The 19,022-nt window shown below is 69.3% G+C and carries 16 protein-coding genes; 7 read left to right on the forward strand and 9 right to left on the reverse strand.

Features of this window, described 5'->3' with window-relative positions:
- Positions 1-319 precede the first annotated feature (319 nt).
- Together U9J39_RS29015 and U9J39_RS29020 are read right to left on the reverse strand one after the other, a co-directional pair.
- Positions 320-1,555, reverse strand: coding sequence for an acyl-CoA dehydrogenase family protein (locus U9J39_RS29015; protein WP_115712644.1), 1,236 nt, complete (start codon positions 1,553-1,555; stop codon positions 320-322).
- Between the two features lie 41 nt (positions 1,556-1,596).
- The gene (locus U9J39_RS29020; protein ID WP_326348758.1) at positions 1,597-2,748 is read right to left on the reverse strand and encodes an acyl-CoA dehydrogenase family protein; all 1,152 of its coding nucleotides are present in this window, start codon (positions 2,746-2,748) and stop codon (positions 1,597-1,599) included.
- A gap of 254 nt (positions 2,749-3,002) precedes the next feature.
- On the opposite strand from U9J39_RS29020, the gene U9J39_RS29025 reads away from it, so the two are divergent.
- Positions 3,003-4,550, forward strand: a complete 1,548-nt coding sequence (locus U9J39_RS29025; protein WP_326348759.1) for an AMP-binding protein — start codon at positions 3,003-3,005, stop codon at positions 4,548-4,550.
- A 170-nt stretch (positions 4,551-4,720) separates the two neighbouring features.
- Positions 4,721-7,477: a LuxR C-terminal-related transcriptional regulator gene (locus U9J39_RS29030; protein ID WP_115712650.1), complete on the forward strand. Its 2,757-nt coding sequence runs from the start codon at positions 4,721-4,723 to the stop codon at positions 7,475-7,477.
- A 21-nt stretch (positions 7,478-7,498) separates the two neighbouring features.
- Here the strand turns inward: U9J39_RS29030 and U9J39_RS29035 are convergent, their stop codons facing one another.
- Positions 7,499-8,170: a nitroreductase gene (locus tag U9J39_RS29035; RefSeq protein WP_326348760.1), complete on the reverse strand. Its 672-nt coding sequence runs from the start codon at positions 8,168-8,170 to the stop codon at positions 7,499-7,501.
- 34 nt (positions 8,171-8,204) lie between these two features.
- On the reverse strand, positions 8,205-9,080 hold the full coding sequence (locus tag U9J39_RS29040; RefSeq protein ID WP_326348761.1) for a crotonase/enoyl-CoA hydratase family protein: 876 nt from the start codon (positions 9,078-9,080) through the stop codon (positions 8,205-8,207).
- A 233-nt stretch (positions 9,081-9,313) separates the two neighbouring features.
- On the opposite strand from U9J39_RS29040, the gene U9J39_RS29045 reads away from it, so the two are divergent.
- The 3 genes from U9J39_RS29045 to U9J39_RS29055 all read left to right on the forward strand — a co-directional run bounded on the left by U9J39_RS29045 (position 9,314) and on the right by U9J39_RS29055 (position 12,077).
- Positions 9,314-10,285: an NAD(P)H-dependent flavin oxidoreductase gene (locus U9J39_RS29045; RefSeq protein ID WP_115712655.1), complete on the forward strand. Its 972-nt coding sequence runs from the start codon at positions 9,314-9,316 to the stop codon at positions 10,283-10,285.
- 4 nt (positions 10,286-10,289) lie between these two features.
- Positions 10,290-10,757: a PaaI family thioesterase gene (locus U9J39_RS29050; RefSeq protein ID WP_115712657.1), complete on the forward strand. Its 468-nt coding sequence runs from the start codon at positions 10,290-10,292 to the stop codon at positions 10,755-10,757.
- Between the two features lie 144 nt (positions 10,758-10,901).
- Positions 10,902-12,077 (forward strand): acetyl-CoA C-acetyltransferase, encoded by a 1,176-nt coding sequence (locus tag U9J39_RS29055; protein ID WP_326348762.1) that lies wholly within the window; start codon positions 10,902-10,904, stop codon positions 12,075-12,077.
- A gap of 170 nt (positions 12,078-12,247) precedes the next feature.
- On the opposite strand, the gene U9J39_RS29060 is transcribed toward U9J39_RS29055, so the two are convergent.
- From U9J39_RS29060 to U9J39_RS29070, 3 genes are all read right to left on the reverse strand, one after another.
- Complete coding sequence (locus U9J39_RS29060) at positions 12,248-12,922, reverse strand: histidine phosphatase family protein (RefSeq protein WP_115712660.1); 675 nt, start codon at positions 12,920-12,922, stop codon at positions 12,248-12,250.
- A gap of 146 nt (positions 12,923-13,068) precedes the next feature.
- Positions 13,069-13,755 carry a TetR/AcrR family transcriptional regulator gene (locus U9J39_RS29065; RefSeq protein ID WP_115714205.1) on the reverse strand — a complete coding sequence of 229 codons (687 nt, stop codon included), beginning with the start codon at positions 13,753-13,755 and terminating at the stop codon, positions 13,069-13,071.
- A 202-nt stretch (positions 13,756-13,957) separates the two neighbouring features.
- On the reverse strand, positions 13,958-14,860 hold the full coding sequence (locus U9J39_RS29070) for a LysR family transcriptional regulator (RefSeq protein WP_116313600.1): 903 nt from the start codon (positions 14,858-14,860) through the stop codon (positions 13,958-13,960).
- A gap of 98 nt (positions 14,861-14,958) precedes the next feature.
- Between U9J39_RS29070 and U9J39_RS29075 the strand changes: the two genes are divergently transcribed.
- Both U9J39_RS29075 and U9J39_RS29080 read left to right on the forward strand, forming a co-directional pair.
- Positions 14,959-15,609: a glutathione S-transferase family protein gene (locus U9J39_RS29075; RefSeq protein WP_116313601.1), complete on the forward strand. Its 651-nt coding sequence runs from the start codon at positions 14,959-14,961 to the stop codon at positions 15,607-15,609.
- Positions 15,610-15,659: 50 nt separating this feature from the next.
- Positions 15,660-16,634 carry a pyridoxamine 5'-phosphate oxidase family protein gene (locus U9J39_RS29080; RefSeq protein ID WP_326348763.1) on the forward strand — a complete coding sequence of 325 codons (975 nt, stop codon included), beginning with the start codon at positions 15,660-15,662 and terminating at the stop codon, positions 16,632-16,634.
- A gap of 34 nt (positions 16,635-16,668) precedes the next feature.
- Here U9J39_RS29080 and U9J39_RS29085 read toward each other — a convergent pair whose 3' ends face one another.
- Together U9J39_RS29085 and U9J39_RS29090 are read right to left on the reverse strand one after the other, a co-directional pair.
- Positions 16,669-17,121 (reverse strand): hypothetical protein, encoded by a 453-nt coding sequence (locus U9J39_RS29085; RefSeq protein WP_115712667.1) that lies wholly within the window; start codon positions 17,119-17,121, stop codon positions 16,669-16,671.
- Between the two features lie 127 nt (positions 17,122-17,248).
- Entirely contained in the window at positions 17,249-18,844 is a 1,596-nt protein-coding gene (locus U9J39_RS29090) for an exonuclease domain-containing protein (RefSeq protein ID WP_326348764.1), read from the reverse strand.
- Between the last annotated feature and the right edge of the window lie 178 nt (positions 18,845-19,022).

Below are 19,022 nucleotides of genomic sequence, written 5' to 3' on the forward strand. Positions count from 1 at the left end.
ACGGCAACGCCCGCAGCAGGGACCACCCACCGCTCTGGGCTCGTTCAACCTGCACTTCAACGCCCCTGCCACCGTGGCGCACCCTGCGGCAGGCAGTCCCGCTATGCGAGGAAGCAAAGCCCCGTACGAAAACCCCCAGGCCCACTACGATAAGACATGCCGCCCGCAGGGCAGTAAACGCGTTTTTTGGTTACTTTTTGGCGCTCGGCCAAAAAGTGACCCGCCCAGCAGGGCGGAACCAGGCGGCCCAACAGCCGACAGCATGTCACCAACAGCGCCCACCCCAAAAAACGAGTCGAAACCCCGCCCCCCCACCCCCTCAAAGCCCCAACACAAGCTTCGCAATAATGTTCCGCTGAATCTCATTAGACCCACCGTATATCGACGCCTTCCGATAGTTGAAATAGCGCGGCGCCAGCACCGCAGCATAGTCAGCCCCGACCCGCGCCGGCGCATCGCGCCCCTGCAGTTCCGCCCAGGTGTCCTGCACGAACGGCAGCGCCGCAGGCCCCGCCGCCTCCACCGCAAGTTCGCTAGCCGCCTGCAGCGTCTCGGTGCCCGTTAGCTTGAGCATGCTGGAAGCCGCGCCGATCGAGGTGCCCGATTCCACCCCGGAAAACACCCGCAACTCAACCGCTTCCAGCGCCGCCGCACGCAGGTGCAGCGCGGCCAGCTTGCGCCGGAACAGCGGGTCGTCCAGCAGCGGGCCACCGTCATCGCCAGGCTGCTCCGCGGCGATCTCCGCGATCTTGGAAAGCTGCTTGCGCAGCATCGGGCTATACGTGCCGCCGCGCTCGAATTCCAGCAGGTACTTGGCGTAGGTCCAGCCCTTGCCTTCCTCGCCGATGCGGTTGGCCACCGGCACCCGCACGTTCTCGAAGAAGACCTGGTTCACCTCCTGCTGGCCGGGCATGGGGCCATCCAGCGTCGGTAGCGCCGACACCGTGATGCCCGGCGTGTGCATGTCGAGCAGCAGGAACGAGATCCCTTCCTGGCGCTTCGATTCGCGGCTGGTGCGCACCAGGCAGAACATCCAGTCGGCCCATTGCGCGTGCGTGGTCCAGATCTTGGAGCCGTTCAGGACGTAGTGCTCGCCGTCGCTGTCGGTGCCGTGGTCGGCGCGCAGCTGCAGCGACGCCAGGTCGGAGCCGGAGTTGGGCTCGGAATAGCCCTGGCACCACCACACGTCGGAGCGCAGGATGGGCGGGAGGAAGCGCTGCTTCTGCTCGGGCGTGCCGTACTTCATGATCACCGGCGCCACCATCTTCAGGCCCATCGGCGACACCGGCGGGCATCCCGCGGCGGCCAGTTCGGACTGGAAGATAAAGCGCTCGGTTGCGCCCCAGCCCGGCCCGCCGTATTCCTTGGGCCAGTTCGGCGCGGCCCAGCCGCGCGCGTGCAGCGCCTTCTGCCAGCGCACCTGTCCGGCCTTGTCGAGGTAGCCGTTCTTGGACTGCGCCATCATCGCGCGCAGGTCGGCGTCATAGGCCTGGGCAATCCAGGCGCGCACTTCTTCGCGGAACTGCTGGTCTTGGGGAGAGAAATCGAGATGCATCGGCGGGCCTCTCTGGTATTCGATCGTGGATAGGGGCGGCTTCAGGCCGCGGCCCGGGCGGGATAGAGCAGATCGGCATAGCGGCGCAGGTGGTGCTCGGCCGAGCCCATCTGCAGGTCGATCGCCGTGACGCGCTTGAAGTAGTGGCCCACGGCCAGCTCCTCGGTCACGCCCATGCCGCCGTGGATCTGCACCGCGCCCTGGCCGACGAAGGCGCCCGCCTGGCCGGCCTGGATCTTCGCCGCGCACGCGGCCTGCGCGCGCGTCTCCGGTGCGGCGGCGGCCTGCATGGCGGCCACCTGGGTCAGGGCCACGGATTGCTCCAGCTGCATGTACATGTCGGCCATGCGGTGCTGCAGCACCTGGAAGGTGCCGATCGGCACGCCGAATTGCTTGCGCTGGCGCGCGTAGTCGATGGTGTCCGCCAGCATGCGCGCCATCGTGCCATTGGCTTCGGCGGCCAGCGCGATCATGGCGTGGTCGCACAGCTGTTCGATCAGCGGCAGCGCTTGGCCTTCGTCGCCGATGCGCTGGCTGGCCGGTACCTGCACGTTGTCGAGCAGCACCTCGGCGGCGCGCTGGCCGTCGAAGGTGGGATATTCGCGCAGCGTTACGCCCGGCGTGTCGCGCGCGATCCAGAACAGGCTGATGCCGCCCTGGTCCCGGCGCGCGCCGCCGCTGCGCGCGCTGACCAGCAGGTGCGAGGCGAACGGCGCGCCCGCCACGGCGTGCTTGGGGCCGCTGAGCCGGTAGCTGTCGCCCTGGCGCGTGGCGCTGGCCTGCACGTCGTGCCGGCAGTAGCGGCTGGCGGGCTCGGCATGGGCCCACGCCACGGTGGCCTCGCCGCCGATGATGGCCGGAATCCACTGCGCGGCCAGCTCGGGGCTGCCATGCAGCAACGCGCCGCCCCCCATCACCACGGTGCCCAGATACGGCTCCAGCACCAGGTGCCGGCCCAGCTGTTCCATCACCACCATATGCTCGACCGCGCCGCCGCCCAGGCCGCCCAGGCGCTCGGGAAACGCGGCGCCCAGGATGCCCAGGTCACGTGCAAACGCGCGCCAGCAGTCCGGGCGCCAACCCGCCGCGGACTGCACCGCCGCGCGGCGGGCTTCGAAATCGTAGTGGTCGGCGAGGTAACGCGCGAGCGTGTCGCGCAGCATCGACTGTTCTTCGCTGAACTGGAAATCCACCTTGGCTCCTTCGGATAAGGGTGAGGCGTGAGGGCGGTAGTCTGGCGGGCATCTTCCGGCGAGGCTGGCCGGCGGCGCATCGTCGCATCGGACGAAGCTGAGGCGCGGGCCGCAGGCGCGGTCTTTATGCGGCGCTGCGACAAAACCAGGCCGTGCCGCTTCGTCGCTTCCGACGATGGTCGAACCGGCCAGGGTTCCGAGAATGCGCAAGCGGCATTCGCCCACCCACCATCCCCGTCGAGGAGCTCCACGCCATGCATCCGCACATCCACGCGCAGCGCACGCCCGACAAGCCCGCCGTCATCATGGGCGGCAGCGGCGCCGTCGTCACCTACCGCGAGCTGGACCAGCGCTCGAACCAGGTCGCCCACCTGTTCCGCAAGCTCGGCCTGCAGCGCGGCGACCGCGTGGCTTTCATGGTGGAAAACCATCCGCGGCTGTTCGAGCTGTGCTGGGGTGCCCAGCGCAGCGGCATTGTCTATATCTGCCTGAGCACGCGCCTGAACGCGGCCGACGCGGCCTATATCGTCAACGACAGCGGCGCGCGCATGCTGGTCACCACGCATGTGCAGGCGGAGATCGCCACGGTGCTGATCGGGCAGACGCCGGCCCTGCAGGCGCGCCTGATGCTGGACGGCACGGTGCCCGGCTATGAGGCCTATGAGACCGCACTGGCCGATTGCACGGCGACGCGCATCGACGACGAGGTGACCGGCGGCGACATGCTGTATTCGTCGGGCACCACGGGCCGGCCCAAAGGCGTGTACGCGCCCCCGTCGAGTCCCGACATCGACGCGCCGACGACGCTGACCGCGCTGTGCCAGCGGCTCTACGGCTTCGATGCCGACACGCGCTACCTGTCGCCCGCGCCGCTGTACCATGCGGCGCCGCTGCGCTACACCATGTCGGTGCAGGCACTGGGCGGCACCGCGGTGGTGATGGAGCATTTCGACGCCGCGCAGTTCCTGCGGCTGGTGCAGGAACACCGCATCACGCATACGCAACTGGTGCCGACCATGTTCTCGCGCATGCTCAAGCTGCCCGAGGCGCAGCGGCAGGGCTATGACGTGTCGTCGCTGCGCGTGGCGATCCACGCGGCCGCGCCGTGCCCGGTGCAGGTGAAGGAAGCGATGATCGCGTGGTGGGGACCGGTGATCTGGGAATACTACGCCGGCACCGAGGGCAACGGCGTGACCGTGGTCGACACGCCGCAATGGCTGGCGCGCAAGGGCACGGTGGGGCGGGCCATGGTGGGCAAGCTGCGCATCTGCGGGCCGGACGGCGCCTTGCTGCCGCCGGGGGAGCCGGGCACGATCTACTTTGCCGAGGGCCGCCCGTTCACATACCACAACGACGAGGCCAAGACCGCGGAGACGCGCCATCCGCAACATCCGGACTGGAGCACCATCGGCGATGTCGGTTACGTGGACGCGGATGGCTATCTGTACCTGACCGACCGCAAGGCCAACATGATCATCTCCGGCGGCGTCAACATCTACCCGCAAGAGGCCGAGAACCTGCTGATGACGCATCCGAAGGTGATGGATGTGGCCGTGATCGGCGTGCCCAACGAGGACTTCGGCGAAGAGGTCAAGGCCGTGGTGCAGCCTGCCGACATGGGCCAGGCGGGGCCCGAACTGGCGGCCGAGCTGATTGCCTTCTGCCGCGCCAACCTCTCGGCCATCAAGTGCCCGCGCTCGGTGGACTTCGAGCCCGAGTTGCCGCGGCTGCCAACCGGCAAGCTGCTCAAGCGGCTGCTGCGCGACCGCTACTGGACCGGTCACGCCAGCAAACTGGTGTGAGGCATCGGCAAGCGGTGCCTGGCCACTGCCTGCGTTTTCGCGAGCGCAGCGGTTTACGTCATAATGCCTCGCTACACCACAGCCACGGCCACCCGCCTGCATCCTGCAGCGCCGGGGGCGCATGGCGCGCCCGGCAAGGGCCGCGATGTGCGGGAGACCACTGACAGCCAATGGCAAGTATCGAGGAGACCGGACGGCGCACGCCGCCACCCGCCGGCGCGGCGTCGCTGGCCGCCAAGCTGCGCCCGCCGCTGCTGACCCCGTTCCAGGTCCAGCGCGCGGCGATCTGCGATGCCGTGTGCGCGGCGGGCTTCGTCAAGCTGGTGCTGGTGCGCGCACCCGCCGGCTTCGGCAAGACCACCGCCATGCTCCAGTGCCGCGCGCGGCTCGAGGCCGCCGGCGGCCGCACCGCGTGGCTGACGCTGGACCGCTCGGACAATGACCCTTCGCGCTTCCTCGGCTCGATCGAGGCGGCCATCGCGCATGGCCTGGGCAGCGGCGGGCCGGACCGGTCCACGCGCCAGCCGCTGGCACAGGATCCGGGCGAACAGGCGCTGGCGCTGATCGACCGCCTCGCCAGCCATCACGGCGACTTCACGCTGTTCCTCGACGATTTCGAGGCCGTGCAGAACGCCGCGGTGGCGGGGCTGGTCTGGCAACTGGTGGAAAGCCTGCCGCCAGGCTGCCGCGTCGTGATCGGCACGCGCTGGGTGCCCGAAACCGGCCTGGCCCGCTTGCGCGCGCGCGGCGAACTGCTCGAGATCGAGCCCGCGCAGCTGCGCTTCTCGGCCGACGAGACCGCGTCCTTCCTGCGCCAGGCGCGCGGGCTGAAGCTGGAGCAGTCCGCCATCAGCGTGCTGCACCGGCGCACCGAGGGCTGGGCCACGGCGCTGTGGCTGGCGTCGGTGGCGCTGGAGCGGCGTACCCAGCCGGAGGGCTTCATTGCCGGCTTCTCGGGCTCGAACGCAGCCATTGCCGATTACCTGGTCGAAGACGTCTTCCTGCACTTGCCCGAGCCGGTGCGCGATTTCCTGCTGCGCACCTCGATCCTGGACCAGCTATGCGGGCCGCTGTGCGATGCGGTGTGCCAGCCCGCCGCCGGCAGCAGCGAAGAGATCCTCGCCTGGCTGGAACGCGCCAACCTGTTCCTGCTGCCGCTGGAGAGCGAACGCTATGGCGAACGCGGCTCCGGCGCCGCGCCCGAGCAGTGGTATCGCTATCACAGCCTGTTCTCCGGCTTCCTGCGCGCGCAGCTGGCGCAGGCCATGCCCGGGTCCGTGCCGCAGCTGCACCTGTCGGCGTCGCGCTGGTATGAATCGCAGGGGCGCCTGGTGCCCGCCATCGAGCATGCCTTCGCCGCCGGTGCGCTGGCGCACGCGCTGCAGTTGCTCGACAGCGCCGCCGACGACCTGCTGGCGCAGGGCCGCATGCGGCTGCTGACGCGCTGGCTGGAGGCGGTGCCCGCCGAGGACCTGGCGCGGCTGCCCAAGCTGCAGATCGCCCGGGTGTGGGCGGTGTCGTTCACGCGCGGGCCGGCCGAAGCCATCGCGCTGCTGCAGCAGATCCCCACCGAGGGCGCGGCCGGCGACCTGCTGGCGCATATCCGCGCGCTGCGCCACATGCTGCTGAACATGATGGACCGCTTCGACGACGCGCGCGCCTTCGCCCGCAACGAGCTGCCGCCGTTGCCGATGGGCTATGCCTTCCCCGACGCGATCCTGGCCACCTCGATGGCGCGGCTGGCCGCGGTGGCGGGGGACTACCCCGAGGCGCGCCGGCTGCTGCAGGTGGCGCGGCACGCGGTGCGCGGATCGGACAGCAATTTCAACAAGATCTTCTCGGAATCGGTCGAAGGGCTGATCGATCTGCGCCAGGGGCGGCTGCAGCAGGCGCTGGCGCGCTTCCGCATCGCCGCCAGCACCATGCTGCCGAACCGCTTCGGGCCCACCAACGGCAACGCCATGGCCGGCATCCTGCTGGCCGAGGGCCTGTACGAGAGCGGCGATTCCGAGCGTGCCAGCCGGCTGCTCAACGTCTACCTGCCGCTCTCGCGCGACCTCGGCCTGCCCGACCAGATCATCACCGGCCACGCGGTGCTGGCCCGCATCGCCTTCGAGCGCCGCGAGATTGACCAGGCCCACGAGTGGCTGGCGCAGCTCGAAGCGCTGGGCCACCACCGCGGCCTGACGCGGCTGGTGATGGCGGCGATGCTGGAGCGCGCCCGGCTGGCGCTGCGGCAGGGCAATGTGCATGCCGCGCAGGAGGCGATCGAGCGCGCCGCCGATCCGGCGCTGTGGCGCACGCGTCCCGGCGTCAGCTCGTTTGCCAGCGATGTCGAGGACATCACGCTGGGCCGGCTGAGGCTGGACCTGTACGCGCGCCCCGGCGCGCCGGTGCGCGAGGCCATCGAACGCGAACTTGCGGCCGCCGCCGGCAACCAGCTGATGCGCCGCGCCCTCAAGCTGCGCATCCTGCTGGCGCAGGCGTGGCAGCGCTGCGGCGACGGCGCGCATGCATTGGTGGTGATGGGCGAGGCGTTGCGCTTTGGCGCCGCCGAAGGTTTCGTGCGCATCTTTGCCGACGAGGGCGACGATGTGCGCCGGCTGGTGGCCGACGCCTGCGCGCGCCAGGCTGCCGGCCTGCCGGCCCCTTATGTCGAAAAGCTGCTGCAGGCTTGCGGCCAGGCCGCCGCCGAGCCGCCCGGTGCCGGCCGTCCCGCGCCGCCCGCGCTGGTCGAGCCGCTGACGCCCAAGGAGCAGAAGGTGCTGCACCTGCTGGCCGAGGGCTATTCCAACGTCGCCATGGCCGAGCGCCTGTTCGTGTCCGAGACCACGGTGCGCACGCACCTGCGCAATATCAGCGCCAAGCTGCACGCCAGCAACCGCACCCAGGCGGTCGCGATCGCACGCCAGCTCGGCCTGCTCTGACCCTGCGGCTCAGATATTGATTCAGATACCGATGAACTCGGTGAATTCCCCCAGCGGCGCGCGCCCGGCGCGCAGCCGGTTGGCGGGCGCCTCGGGATCCTCGTAGCCGATCGCCATGCCGCTGAACAGCATCCGTTCGGCCGGCAGCGACAGAAATTCGGCGATGGTTTGCGGATACATCGCCCAGCACTCCTGCGCGCAGCTGTCCAGGCCTTCTTCGCGCAGCAGCAGCATCACCGTCTGCAGGTACATGCCCAGGTCCGACCATTGCGGCGGGCCCATGCGCCGGTCCACGGTGCAGAACAGCGCCAGCGGCGCGCCGAAGAAGGTGAAGTTGCTGGCGAACTGCGCCAGCCGCCGGGCCTTGTCCTCGCGCGGGATGCCGAGGTGGTGGTAGAGCGCTTCTCCCACCTGGAAGCGGCGCTCGCGGTAGGGCGAGACCAGCTCGCGCGGATAGATGTCGTACTCGCGCGCTTCGCCGGTCGGGGCCTCGGCGATGCGCGTGCGCATGATGCCGAGCAGCCGCTGCAGCGCCTCGCCGCCGACCACATGGATATGCCACGGCTGCAGGTTGCCGCCGGACGGGGCGCGCGCGGCGGCGTCGAGCACGCGGCGGATGGTGTCGGGTGCAACCGCCCGGGGCAGGAAGCCGCGGACGGACTTGCGGCTGGCGACGGCTTGGCTGACTTTCATCGGGACTCCGGAAACGGGGATGGAAGCGGGCGCATCAGGCGAAGGGCGGCTCGCTGGTCCAGTCGAAGAAATCCGGCATGTCGTGCGACACGGTCTCCGGGAACGCGGCGGGGCGCTTTTCCAGGAACGCGCTGACGCCTTCCTTCACGTCGGCGGAGCGTCCGCGCGACTGGATCGCGCGGCTGTCGAGCTTGTGCGCTTCCATCGGGTGGCTGGCGCCGGCCATGCGCCAGATCAGCTGGCGCGAGATCGCCACCGACACCGGCGCGGCATTGGCGGCGATCTCGCGCGCAATCGCCTGCGCCGCCGGCAACAGGTCTTCGGGGGCGTGCAGCGAGCGCACCAGGCCGCGTTCGTGCGCCTCCTGCGCCGAGAACACACGACCGGTATAGCACCACTCCAGCGCAGTCGAGATCCCGACCACGCGCGACAGGAACCACGACGACGCCGCTTCCGGCGTGATGCCGCGGCGTGCGAAGACAAAGCCGAACTTGGCGTCGGTCGACGCCACCCGGATATCCATCGGCAGCTGCATGGTCACGCCCACGCCGACCGCGGCGCCGTTGACCGCGGCGATCACCGGCTTGAGGCTGCGGAAGATGCGCAGCGACACGCGCCCGCCGCCATCGCGATGGGCGGTATCCGGGCTGGCGCCATAGCGCTTCTCGAAATCGAAGGTGGAGCTGCCGCCGGACAGGTCGGCGCCGGCGCAGAACGCGCGGCCGGAGCCGGTGACGATCACCGCGCGCACGTTGTCGTCGGCATCGGTGGCGTCGAACGCGGCGATCAGCTCGTGCATCATCTGCGCGGTGAAGGCATTGAGCTGGTCCGGGCGGTGCAGGGTGATGGTGGCGACGCCGTCGGCAACGGCGTAACGCAGGGTTTCGAACGAAGGCGTGGCTGGCGTCATGCGGGCTCCTGCTGGGAGGTAGGAAGGAATGCCGGAGGTGCCGGTGGTAGCGCCGGCAGCGCGGGGCGGGGGCTCGCCCAACACTAGTGCAGATTGCGCCGCCCGCAATCGTCGCTTCCGACGAGGCTGGGACGGCGCGCGGCGCCGTAGACTGATGCGATCAGGCGGCAGGGCCGGCACCTCACGACATTCCGCCGTAGCCTTCTGCCGGCGCAGACCGCAAAAGGACCACCATGAAGACACGCATCACCGAACTGCTTGGCATCCGCTACCCCATCATCCAGGGCGGCATGCAATGGGTTGGCTACGCCGAAATGGCATCCGCCGTTTCCAACGCGGGCGGCCTGGGCATCCTGACGGCGCTGACCCAGCCGACGCCCGAGGATCTGGCCGCCGAGATCCGCCGCTGCCGCGAGATGACCGACAAGCCGTTTGGCGTGAACCTGACCCTGCTGCCGTCGATCAACCCGCCGCCGTACGCGCGCTACCTCGACGTCATCATCGAGAGCGGCGTCAAGGTGCTGGAGACTGCCGGCAACAACCCCAGGGAACATATCGCGCGGGCCAAGGCCGCGGGCATCAAGGTGATCCACAAGTGCGTGGCGGTGCGCCATGCGCTGTCGGCCGAGCGCCTGGGCGTGGATGCGGTCTCGATCGACGGCTTCGAGTGCGCCGGCCATCCGGGCGAGGACGACGTGCCCGGCATGGTGCTGATTCCGCAGGCGGTACGCAAACTGTCGATCCCGGTAATCGCCTCGGGCGGCATCGCCGACGGGCGCGGCATGGCGGCGGCGCTGGTGCTGGGTGCCGAGGGTGTCAACATGGGCACGCGCTTCTGCGCCACGCGCGAGGCGCCGATCCACGACAACGTCAAGCAGGCGCTGGTGCAGGCCAGCGAGCGCGACACCAACCTGATTTTCCGCACCCTGCACAACACCGCGCGCGTGCTCAAGAACGCCGTGTCGGACGAAGTGGTGAGCATCGAACGCCGTCCGGGCGGCGCGCAGTTCGAGGACGTCAAGCACCTGGTCGCCGGCGTGCGCGGCAAGGCCGCGCTCAAGGCGGGCGAGACCGACGGCGGCATCATCAGCGCCGGACAGTGCGTGGGCCTGATCGACGACGTGCCCAGCTGCGAAGAACTGATCGCGCGCATGGTGGCCGATTGCCGCGAACACCTCAGCGTGGCCTCGCGCTACTTTGCCTGACGCCATGGCCGAGGCGGAAATCGAGGCGGCGCTGACCCGCGCCATCGCCGCGCCGGCCGAAGCCGGCACCGACGTGCCCGAAGGCTTTGTCCCACTGCGCCGGATGAACGGCTACATGGCTGGCTTCGGCCAGCTCTATCTGCACGCGGCCCGCCGCACGCTGGCGGTGCGCATCGACGAGAGCCACCTGAACAACCTGGGCATCCCGCACGGCGGCATGCTGGCGACCCTGGCCGATACCGCAATCGGCATGATGATGTCGCTGGAAACCGGCCGCGCCAAGAGCGCGGTGACGGTGAACCTGAGCCTCGACTATCTCGATTCGGCGCGCCTGGGCGACTGGGTCGAGGCCCGCGTGGAGTTCGACAAGCTCGGCTCGCGGCTGCGCTACGGCACCTGCCGGCTGCTCAGCGGCGAGCGCTGCCTGCTGCGCGCCACGGCGATCTTCGCGGTGCTGGCGCCGCGCGCCTGAGCGGTGCGGCAACTTCGTCGCTTCCGACGACGCTGGCCACTCCCGGCGGCGCAACAATAGCCGTCGAAGCTGCCGGCACGCCCGCCGGCATGTTGCACAACACTCGGGCTGCCCCGGCGGCCTGCACCGAACCAAGGAGATCACATGGCTGAGGCATATATCGTCGCGGCGGTCCGTACCGCCGGCGGCCGCAAGGGCGGCAAGCTGTCGGGCTGGCATCCGGCCGACCTGGCCGCGCAGGTGCTCGACGCGCTGGTGGAGCGCACCGGTGCCGATCCGGCGCTGGTCGAAGACGTCATCATGGGCTGCGTGAGCCAGGTCGGCGAGCAGGCCGGCAACGTCGCGCGCAATGCCATCCTGGCCTCGCGCCTGCCGGAAAGCGTGCCGGGCACCTCGGTCGACCGCCAGTGCGGCTCATCCCAGCAGGCACTGCACTTTGCCGCGCAGGCGGTGATGTCGGGTGCGATGGATATCGTCATCGCCGCCGGCGTGGAGAGCATGACGCGCGTGCCGATGGGCCTGTCGTCGCAGCTGCCGGCCAAGAACGGCTTCGGCGTGCCCAAGAGCCCTGGCGTCGAGGCGCGCTACCCCGGCGTGCAGTTCAGCCAGTTCACCGGCGCCGAGATGATCGCGCGCAAGTACGAGCTGTCGCGCGAACAGCTCGACGCCTACGCGCTGCAAAGCCACCAGCGCGCCATCGCCGCCGCCAAGGCCGGCCGCTTCAGCGCCGAGATCCTGCCGGTGGAGGTGCGCACCACCGACGGCGCCAACGGCGAGATGCACACCACCGACGAAGGCATTCGCTACGACGCCACGCTGGAAAGCATCGGCAGCGTCAAGCTGATTGCCGAAGGCGGCCGTGTCACTGCTGCCACCGCCAGCCAGATCTGCGACGGCGCCGCGGGCCTGATGGTGGTCAACGAGGCCGGACTGAAGAAGCTGGGCGTGAAGCCGCTGGCGCGCGTGCACAGCATGACCGTGATCGGCCATGACCCGGTGGTGATGCTGGAAGCGCCGCTGCCGGCCACCGAAGTGGCGCTCAAGCGCGCCGGCCTGCGCATCGGCGATATCGACCTGTTTGAAGTCAACGAAGCCTTCGCGCCGGTGCCGCTGGCCTGGCTCAAGGCCACTGGCGCCGATCCGGAACGCCTCAACGTGCATGGCGGCGCAATCGCGCTGGGTCATCCGCTCGGCGGCTCCGGCGCCAAGCTGATGACCACGCTGGTCCATGCGCTGCATACGCATGGCAAGCGCTACGGCCTGCAGACCATGTGCGAAGGCGGCGGGCTGGCCAACGTGACCATCGTCGAGCGCCTGTAAAGCAGAGACGCAGCCGCGCAGAGCACGACAAAGAGCAGTAAAGGGAGAAGGACCGGCGGCGCGGGCATGTCAAAGTGCCCGCGCCAGCAGCCGGAGAAAGATAAAGAATGGCCGCGAAATCGCGGCCATTGTCATTCGAGGGGCGGATAGCGCCGAACGCGCCATCCGCGTCAGGCGAAGGTCACGGCGCTGCGCCGGTCGGCACGCTCGAGGTGGGGCACGTTGTTGAAGCTCAGCAGACGCTGCACGCCGCGGCCGACAATGATTTCGCAGAACGCGGTATTGCGGAACTGCAGGTTCATCTCGATCGCGGCCTGCGCCGGCGCGCCGAGCAGGTCGGCGGTGGCGCGGCCGATGGCGCCGCCCGAGCTGACCACCAGGATCGCATCCTCGCGCGTGGTGCCCTCGCTGGCCTGCGCCAGCGCGCCGGCAATGCGCGTGCCGAAGTCGGTCCAGCTCTCGGGCATTTCCGCCAGCCCGTCCTGAGTCCAGGCCGCGTAGGCCGCGCGGAAGGTGCGCCAGTAGTCGTTGTAGTCGGAGTTCTGGTGGGCGCGGTGGTCGGCGCCGCCGGTGTGGCAGCGGTACAGCGCCTCGCCGTCGTATTCGTTCAGGCCGGGATGCGAGATCACCGCGGCCTGCGGATGCCCCATGCCGGCCAGGATTTCCGTGGCGGTGTCCTGCTGGCGCACCAGCGTGCCGGCCACCACCCGCGTGAAGCTGACGCCGCGCTCAGCGAAGTATTCGCCTAGCCAGCGCGCCTGCTGCCGGCCGGTGGCCGACAGGCAGTCGTAGTTGGCGGCGCCAAACGAGGCTTGTCCGTGACGGACGAGGAAAAGCGTGGCCATGAGCGGTCCCGGTAAGCAGTGAGGCGGATAGGCTGCCTCGGCGCGGGGCCGGGCGTGGGCACATTCTAGGGAGCGCCGGCGCCACCGCCAAGCAAGCGCTGCGCAATTCATAGCAGCCATGGCCCGGCTGCATTACCCAGGCAGGCTCAGGCGGTCTCGGCCGGCTTGACGTCGAGGTAGCCAGCCATCAGGCGGCTCAGCTCGGTGATCAGCCGTTCGTCGTCGAGGTGCAGCGGGCCGGAATCATTGAGCACGGCATTGACCAGCACGCTGAATACGGCCTGCATGGCAAAGCGCACCCGCAGTTCGGCCGTATCGGCGGGCAGCGGCAGGCGCGGCACCAGCAGCTGCACCATGCGCTCGACGATCGCTTCACCGTTCTGGCGGTGGGGCAGCCATTCCTCGGGACGCGTGGAGGCATGGCGCAGCGACGCGCGCATCACGCCACGGTTGGCCAGCGTGCCGAGCACCATGAACCTGGCGGTCTTTTCAAGCAGCACCGGTGTGGTGACATCTTCCCAGCGTTCCTGCGCCAGGTAGCGGTCGATCGATGCCGAGGTCTCTTCCATCACCAGCGCGCGCAGCGCCTCGAAATAGGCCATCTTGTCGCGGAAGCGCCCGTAGAAGGCACCCACCGATACCTGGCACGAGGCTGCGATCTGCGCCACCGAGACCGCGGCGAAGTCGCGCGTCGCCAGCAGTTCGCGGCCCGCGCCCAGCAAGGCCTGTTCGGTCTCGCGCGCACGCCGCTGGCGGGGTGGCTGCAGGATCGAGGGGGTGTCGATACGGGGGAAGGAAGCGTTGGCGGGGAAGCTGGAAGGCGTCGCTGACATGGTCAAATTTCCGTATTCGAATTCGGATTCGAATTTGAAAATACCGGTGCGCACGGCAACGCGTCAAGAAGTTTTGTCGGTTGCCCCTGCAAATGTTCCGCACGGATGCCGTGCGGTGCACGACGGTGCGAGCCGCGTGCCCTGCGCCTTGCGGTGGCTATCAATCAGAACAATCTGAATGCGGGGCGCCTGAGATCAGGGCTCAGCTGAACCGCGGGCTCAGCTCGTCGCGCATCCAGTCGATGAAGGCGCGGGTACGCGCCGGCAGCAGCCGCGCGTGGGGATAGATCAGCGACAGCGGCCACGCCGGCAGCTCGAAGTCTTCCAGCACGATGCGCAGCTTGCGCTCCTCCACCAGCTGCGCGACCTGGTACGACAGGAAATGACCGAAGCCGGCACCCGCCGCACAGGCGGCCACGGCGGGCGCGGTCTGGTTGAATTCCAGGTTGCCCGACACCGGCACATGGAACTCGCGTTCGCCATCGCGGAACGACCACCAGTGCGCATGGTTGCCGGTGAAGCGCAAGCAGTTGGCGCCGGCCAGCTGGTCCGGGTGGCGCGGCACGCCGTGCTTGCGGAGATAGGCCGGCGTGGCGACCACCACGCGGCGGATGCTGCCGACGGACTGCGCCACCAGCGTGGAGTCGGCCAGCGGGCCGATGCGCACGCCCACGTCCAGGTCTTCCTCGAGCAGGTTCACCACGCGGTCGGTGAATTCCATGCGACAGCGCACGCGCGGATAGCGCTGCACGAAGCGCGTCACCGCCGGCGCCACGTACATCTGGCCGAACAGGACCGAGGCGGTCAGGGTGAGCTGGCCGCTGGGCTCGACATGGCTCTCGGTCAGGCCGGCTTCGACTTCGTCGATATTGGCCAGGATGCGCCGGCAGCCGTCCAGGTAGCTGCGCCCCTCGGCGGTCAGCGACAGCCGCCGCGTGGTGCGGTTGAGCAGCCGCACCTGCAGTTCGGATTCGAGCGCCGCCAGGGTGCGTACCACCGCCGGCAACGAGGTATGCAGCGACGCCGCGGCGGCCGTCAGGCTGCCTTCGTCGACGATCCGCACAAAGGTCTGCATCGCACGTAGCTTGTCCATGGCGCCAAACATTACTCCATTTTCTGGAGTAGTCAAATAACGATGGCCCCATTTATTCCAGTCTCGCCGACGCCGAGAATCCGTCCATACCAACCGCTCAGGAGAGTGCCATGCAACAGACGAATCCCCCCGCAGTGCCCGCCAGGCCGCTGGTGCTGTACCGTTCGCCGGTGTCCGGCCACGCCCATCGCGCCGAATTGATGCTGGGGTTGCTAGGCTTGCCCTACCGGCTGGTGGACGTCGACCTGCGCGGCGGCGAGCAGCACAGCGAGGCCTTCCTGCGGCTGAATCCGTTCGGCCAGGTGCCGGTGCTGGACGACGACGGCGTGGTGCTGGGCGATTCCAACGCGATCCTGGTCTACCTGGCCACGCGCTACGACGATGGCCGCTGGCTGCCGCGCGATCCGGTCGGCGCCGCGCGCGTGCAGCGCTGGTTGTCCGTGGCCGCCGGCGAGATTGCGTTCGGCCCGGCTGCCGCGCGCCTGGGCGTGCTGTTCGGACGGCCGGTGCCGATGGAGGATGCCGTCGCCCGCGCGCAGCGGCTGTTCACACTGATGGAGTCCGTGCTGGCCGGGGGCGCGTTCCTCGCCGCCGATCACGCCACCATTGCCGATGTGGCCGCCTACAGCTATATCGCGCGCGCCGAGGAAGGCAACGTGCCGCTGGCGCCGTACCCGGCGCTCAATGCCTGGCTGCGCCGCGTCGAGGCATTGCCCGGCTTCGTGCCGATGGTGGTATCGAAGGCCAGCGTGGCCGCCTAGCCATTGCGTCCGGCGAGCGTCAAGCCATTCACGTTGCGAAGGAGCCAATCATGGACCTGCCCACCTGGCCGCATGCCGGCCTGCCATTCCACGCCGGCGAACTCGCGGCACAGCAGCGCGCCGGCAAGCGCGAGCGCATGGCCGCGGCGGGTCCGCGCGTGATCCGCGGCGAGATGCCGGAACAGCACCGCACGTTCTTCGCGCAACTGCCGTTCCTGCTGGCCGGCGCGGTCGATGGCGGTGGCATGCCCTGGGCGACGCTGCTGGTCGGGCCGCCGGGGTTTGCGCACACGCCTGACGCCACGCATCTGCGCATCGACGCCGTGCCCTTGCCTGGCGATCCGCTGGCCGCGGCGCTGGAGCAGGGCGCGCGCATCGGGTTGCTTGGCATCGAGCTGCCCACGCGCCGGCGCAACCGCATGAACGGGATCATCGTGGCGCGCGATCAGGCAGGGCTGACGGTCGAGGTCGAGCAGAGCTTTGGCAATTGCCCGCGCTACATCCAGCTGCGCGAGGTAGCCGCTGCCGAGCCGGCCGCCGCGCCTGCGGTGTGGCACGGCGACGCGCTCGACGCGCAAGCCAGTTCCCGGCTGAGCGGAGCGGATACGTTGTTCATTGCCTCCAGCCATAGCGTGACGCCGCAAGACGAGGGCGAGCACACCGGCGGTGTCGACGTCTCGCATCGCGGCGGCAAGCCCGGCTTTATCCGCGTGGACGACGCCCATACCCTGACGTTCCCGGATTTCAACGGCAACAACTTCTTCAACACCATCGGCAACCTGATGGCCGAGCCGCGTGCGGGGATCGTCGTGCCGGATTTTGCCGACGGCTCGCTGTTGCATGTGGCCGGGCGCGCCGAAGTGATCTGGGAGGGCGGGGAACTGGCGTCCTATGCCGGCGCCGAGCGGCTGGTGCGGATGCATGTGGAGCGCGTGGTGCGGCGCGAGCGCGTGCTGCCGCTGCGCTTCGCATTTCGGGAATTCTCGCCGGTGCTGGCCGATACCGGCGCGTGGCCGGAACGCTGACCGAGGTATGGTGGGTGCCGGGCGACGGCTGCGTTCAGCCGCGCGCCCGATATTTGAGCGCTGCGCAGCGCCCGGCCAGTGCGGTGAGGCAGCAGGCATCGCCGCGCCACTCGCCGCCGGTCACGATGCCCTGGGGGTCCGCTACCAGCTTGCGCTGGCACTGCCCCGGCACGGGTGTGCGCTCCATGCCGGCATCGCGCGGACCGCTGCCCGGCGGCCGCGCGGCCGGCACGGAATCGGTCCAGACATAGGCGGTGCCGGCGGGAAGGGTCTGCACGGCCTGCGGCGGGCCCCACTGCCGCTTCGCTTCATCGACCGGAATGCTCTTCCAGGAATCGATGACGTCTTGCATCGCTCCCGTCCCGATTCCTGCGCAGGCCGCCGCCAAAGTGGCCCCCAAGGTCGCCGCGCACAGGACCGCGACGCGCGCATGCCTGCGCGCCACGGTTCGGGCGGCATGCGCAACTCGGGCTGGATCGACGGGCATGGGGTCTCCACATCGGCGCGGCCGGCGGCAAGGGCCGGTCTGTGGAGACTAGTGGAGCCGTCACATCGTTTGCAAGGGGCTTTTGGGGCTTGGCGTACAGATTACCGGGGCCCGCGGCCACGCGGGCTTACTCGGCAAACAAGCCCAGGGTTTGCTGCCCTACCGTGGCGGAGGACTTGCGTGCAGCATGCGTCGGCACCGCGCGTGCGGGACGCGGGGCTTCAGTGAGCGTCACTGGCGCGGTCAGCATGAAATCCCGCCGCACCGACAGCGGCACCGCGTCCGGCATCCATTGCTCCCGGCGCGGCGCCAGGATCTGGTAGGTGTCGAGGTCGAAATGCGCGGGCGCGGCGGCCAGTGCGCCGGCTTCCTCCAGCGTGTCCGCGCAGCCCAGGTAGCACCACTCGTCCACCACGTGCCACCAGGCGCGTGCGCCGTGCTGCTCGCGCCAGGCCACCGGGCCGTCGAACGGCCATGGCACCAGGGCGATCGGCCCCAGCGCGGCGGCCACACGGGCACGATGGTCGCGCGACGACTCCACGCCGACGCAGACGCCGGCGCAGCGGTGGACTTGTCGCGCAAAGCACGGGCTGCCACGGCGCGTGGTCTTTTCCAGCGACAGTGTGGCCATGCACAGGCCATGCTCCTCGGCCAGCGCGCGCAACCGTGCCTCGGCCGCGCCACGGCTGCCGAAGACGCCGAACAGGTCGCGATGCCGGCAAAAGTCCGTGTCGCGATCCGAGCGCAGGCGCGGCACCGGCAACTGCTGCGGCAGCTCCCAGGCGTAGAGGCGCGTATTCCGGCGCAGCATCTGGTTGTGCACCGGTTGCATGGCCTTGACCAGCCGGGCTTCCAGTAACAGCGCGCCGGTTTCGCCGCCGGTTTCCCGCCATTCGACCCGGCGCACCAGCCGCGCCAGCCGCATATCCTTGCCGTAGCGGTAGTCGCCGGAAAAATGCGCGCCGATGCGCTGGCGCAGGTGCACGCTCTTGCCGATATAGAGTGGCACGTCCTGGTCGCCATAGAAGATATAGACGCCCGGGGTTGCGGGCACGTCTTCGAGCGCGGTCTCTTCGAGTCCGGCCGGCAGGCTGGCGCGCCGCACCAGCGTACGCACCGCCGCTTCCACCAGGTCGACCGAATAGGTGGCATGGATCTTCTGCCAGAACTGCCACAGCAGCTCGGCATCGGCCAGCGCGCGGTGCCGGCCCTTGGGCGTCAGGCCAAAGCGGGCGATCAGCGCGTCCAGGCCATGGCGCTCGACCGACGGGTACAGCGAGCGCGAGAGCCTGACGGTGCACAGCACGTCGGCCCGGAACGTCACACCGGCGCGCCGGAACGCGTTCTTCAGGAAGCCATAGTCGAAGCGTGCGTTATGGGCCACGAACAGGCGGCCCTGCAGGCGCTCGGCGAGCGACTCGGCCAGCGACTCAAAGGTCGGCTGACCGCGCACCATGTCGTCGCTGATGCCGGTCATGCGCTGGATAAACGGCGGGATCGACATGCCGGGGTCCAGCAGGGTTTCCCATTCGACAATACCGTCCGGGCCAACTTCGACCACGCCGATCTCGGTGATGCGGTCGCGCTGGGCGTCCGCGCCAGTGGTCTCCAGGTCGACAAAGACAATAGGACGCGACAGTGCGGCGGCCAGCGACTGGGCGTCCAGCAGGCGGGTACCGTCCGCTGGCAGGCGCGACGGTTGATAGGTAGGCAGGTCAGGCATTTGCCGATTTTAAGGGGCCCCTGATGGCGGCACGAAGAAGTTTTCAAATACCCCTTGCCAACCCCGCTGCGCTCGCTTACTATTCGCCCCCTCGCAACACAACGCGGCACCTGCAAGGCAGGCGCAGCAAGGGATGCGGGGTCGACCGGGAGGTTGGCGCGGCGAAGTTTGCAGCGCT

It is taken from the genome of Cupriavidus sp. SS-3, assembly GCF_035818815.1.
Classification (GTDB): Bacteria; Pseudomonadota; Gammaproteobacteria; order Burkholderiales; family Burkholderiaceae; genus Cupriavidus; species Cupriavidus taiwanensis_C.

Bases quoted from the DNA above. Each gene is read 5' to 3' on its own strand.
- U9J39_RS29015 (WP_115712644.1), bottom strand. From the start codon at position 1,555: ATGCATCTCGATTTCTCTCCCCAAGACCAGCAGTTCCGCGAAGAAGTG.
- U9J39_RS29025 (WP_326348759.1), top strand. From the start codon at position 3,003: ATGCATCCGCACATCCACGCGCAGCGCACGCCCGACAAGCCCGCCGTC.
- U9J39_RS29030 (WP_115712650.1), top strand. From the start codon at position 4,721: ATGGCAAGTATCGAGGAGACCGGACGGCGCACGCCGCCACCCGCCGGC.
- U9J39_RS29035 (WP_326348760.1), bottom strand. From the start codon at position 8,170: ATGAAAGTCAGCCAAGCCGTCGCCAGCCGCAAGTCCGTCCGCGGCTTC.
- U9J39_RS29040 (WP_326348761.1), bottom strand. From the start codon at position 9,080: ATGACGCCAGCCACGCCTTCGTTCGAAACCCTGCGTTACGCCGTTGCC.
- U9J39_RS29045 (WP_115712655.1), top strand. From the start codon at position 9,314: ATGAAGACACGCATCACCGAACTGCTTGGCATCCGCTACCCCATCATC.
- U9J39_RS29050 (WP_115712657.1), top strand. From the start codon at position 10,290: ATGGCCGAGGCGGAAATCGAGGCGGCGCTGACCCGCGCCATCGCCGCG.
- U9J39_RS29055 (WP_326348762.1), top strand. From the start codon at position 10,902: ATGGCTGAGGCATATATCGTCGCGGCGGTCCGTACCGCCGGCGGCCGC.
- U9J39_RS29060 (WP_115712660.1), bottom strand. From the start codon at position 12,922: ATGGCCACGCTTTTCCTCGTCCGTCACGGACAAGCCTCGTTTGGCGCC.
- U9J39_RS29065 (WP_115714205.1), bottom strand. From the start codon at position 13,755: ATGTCAGCGACGCCTTCCAGCTTCCCCGCCAACGCTTCCTTCCCCCGT.
- U9J39_RS29070 (WP_116313600.1), bottom strand. From the start codon at position 14,860: ATGTTTGGCGCCATGGACAAGCTACGTGCGATGCAGACCTTTGTGCGG.
- U9J39_RS29075 (WP_116313601.1), top strand. From the start codon at position 14,959: ATGCAACAGACGAATCCCCCCGCAGTGCCCGCCAGGCCGCTGGTGCTG.
- U9J39_RS29080 (WP_326348763.1), top strand. From the start codon at position 15,660: ATGGACCTGCCCACCTGGCCGCATGCCGGCCTGCCATTCCACGCCGGC.
- U9J39_RS29085 (WP_115712667.1), bottom strand. From the start codon at position 17,121: ATGCCCGTCGATCCAGCCCGAGTTGCGCATGCCGCCCGAACCGTGGCG.
- U9J39_RS29090 (WP_326348764.1), bottom strand. From the start codon at position 18,844: ATGCCTGACCTGCCTACCTATCAACCGTCGCGCCTGCCAGCGGACGGT.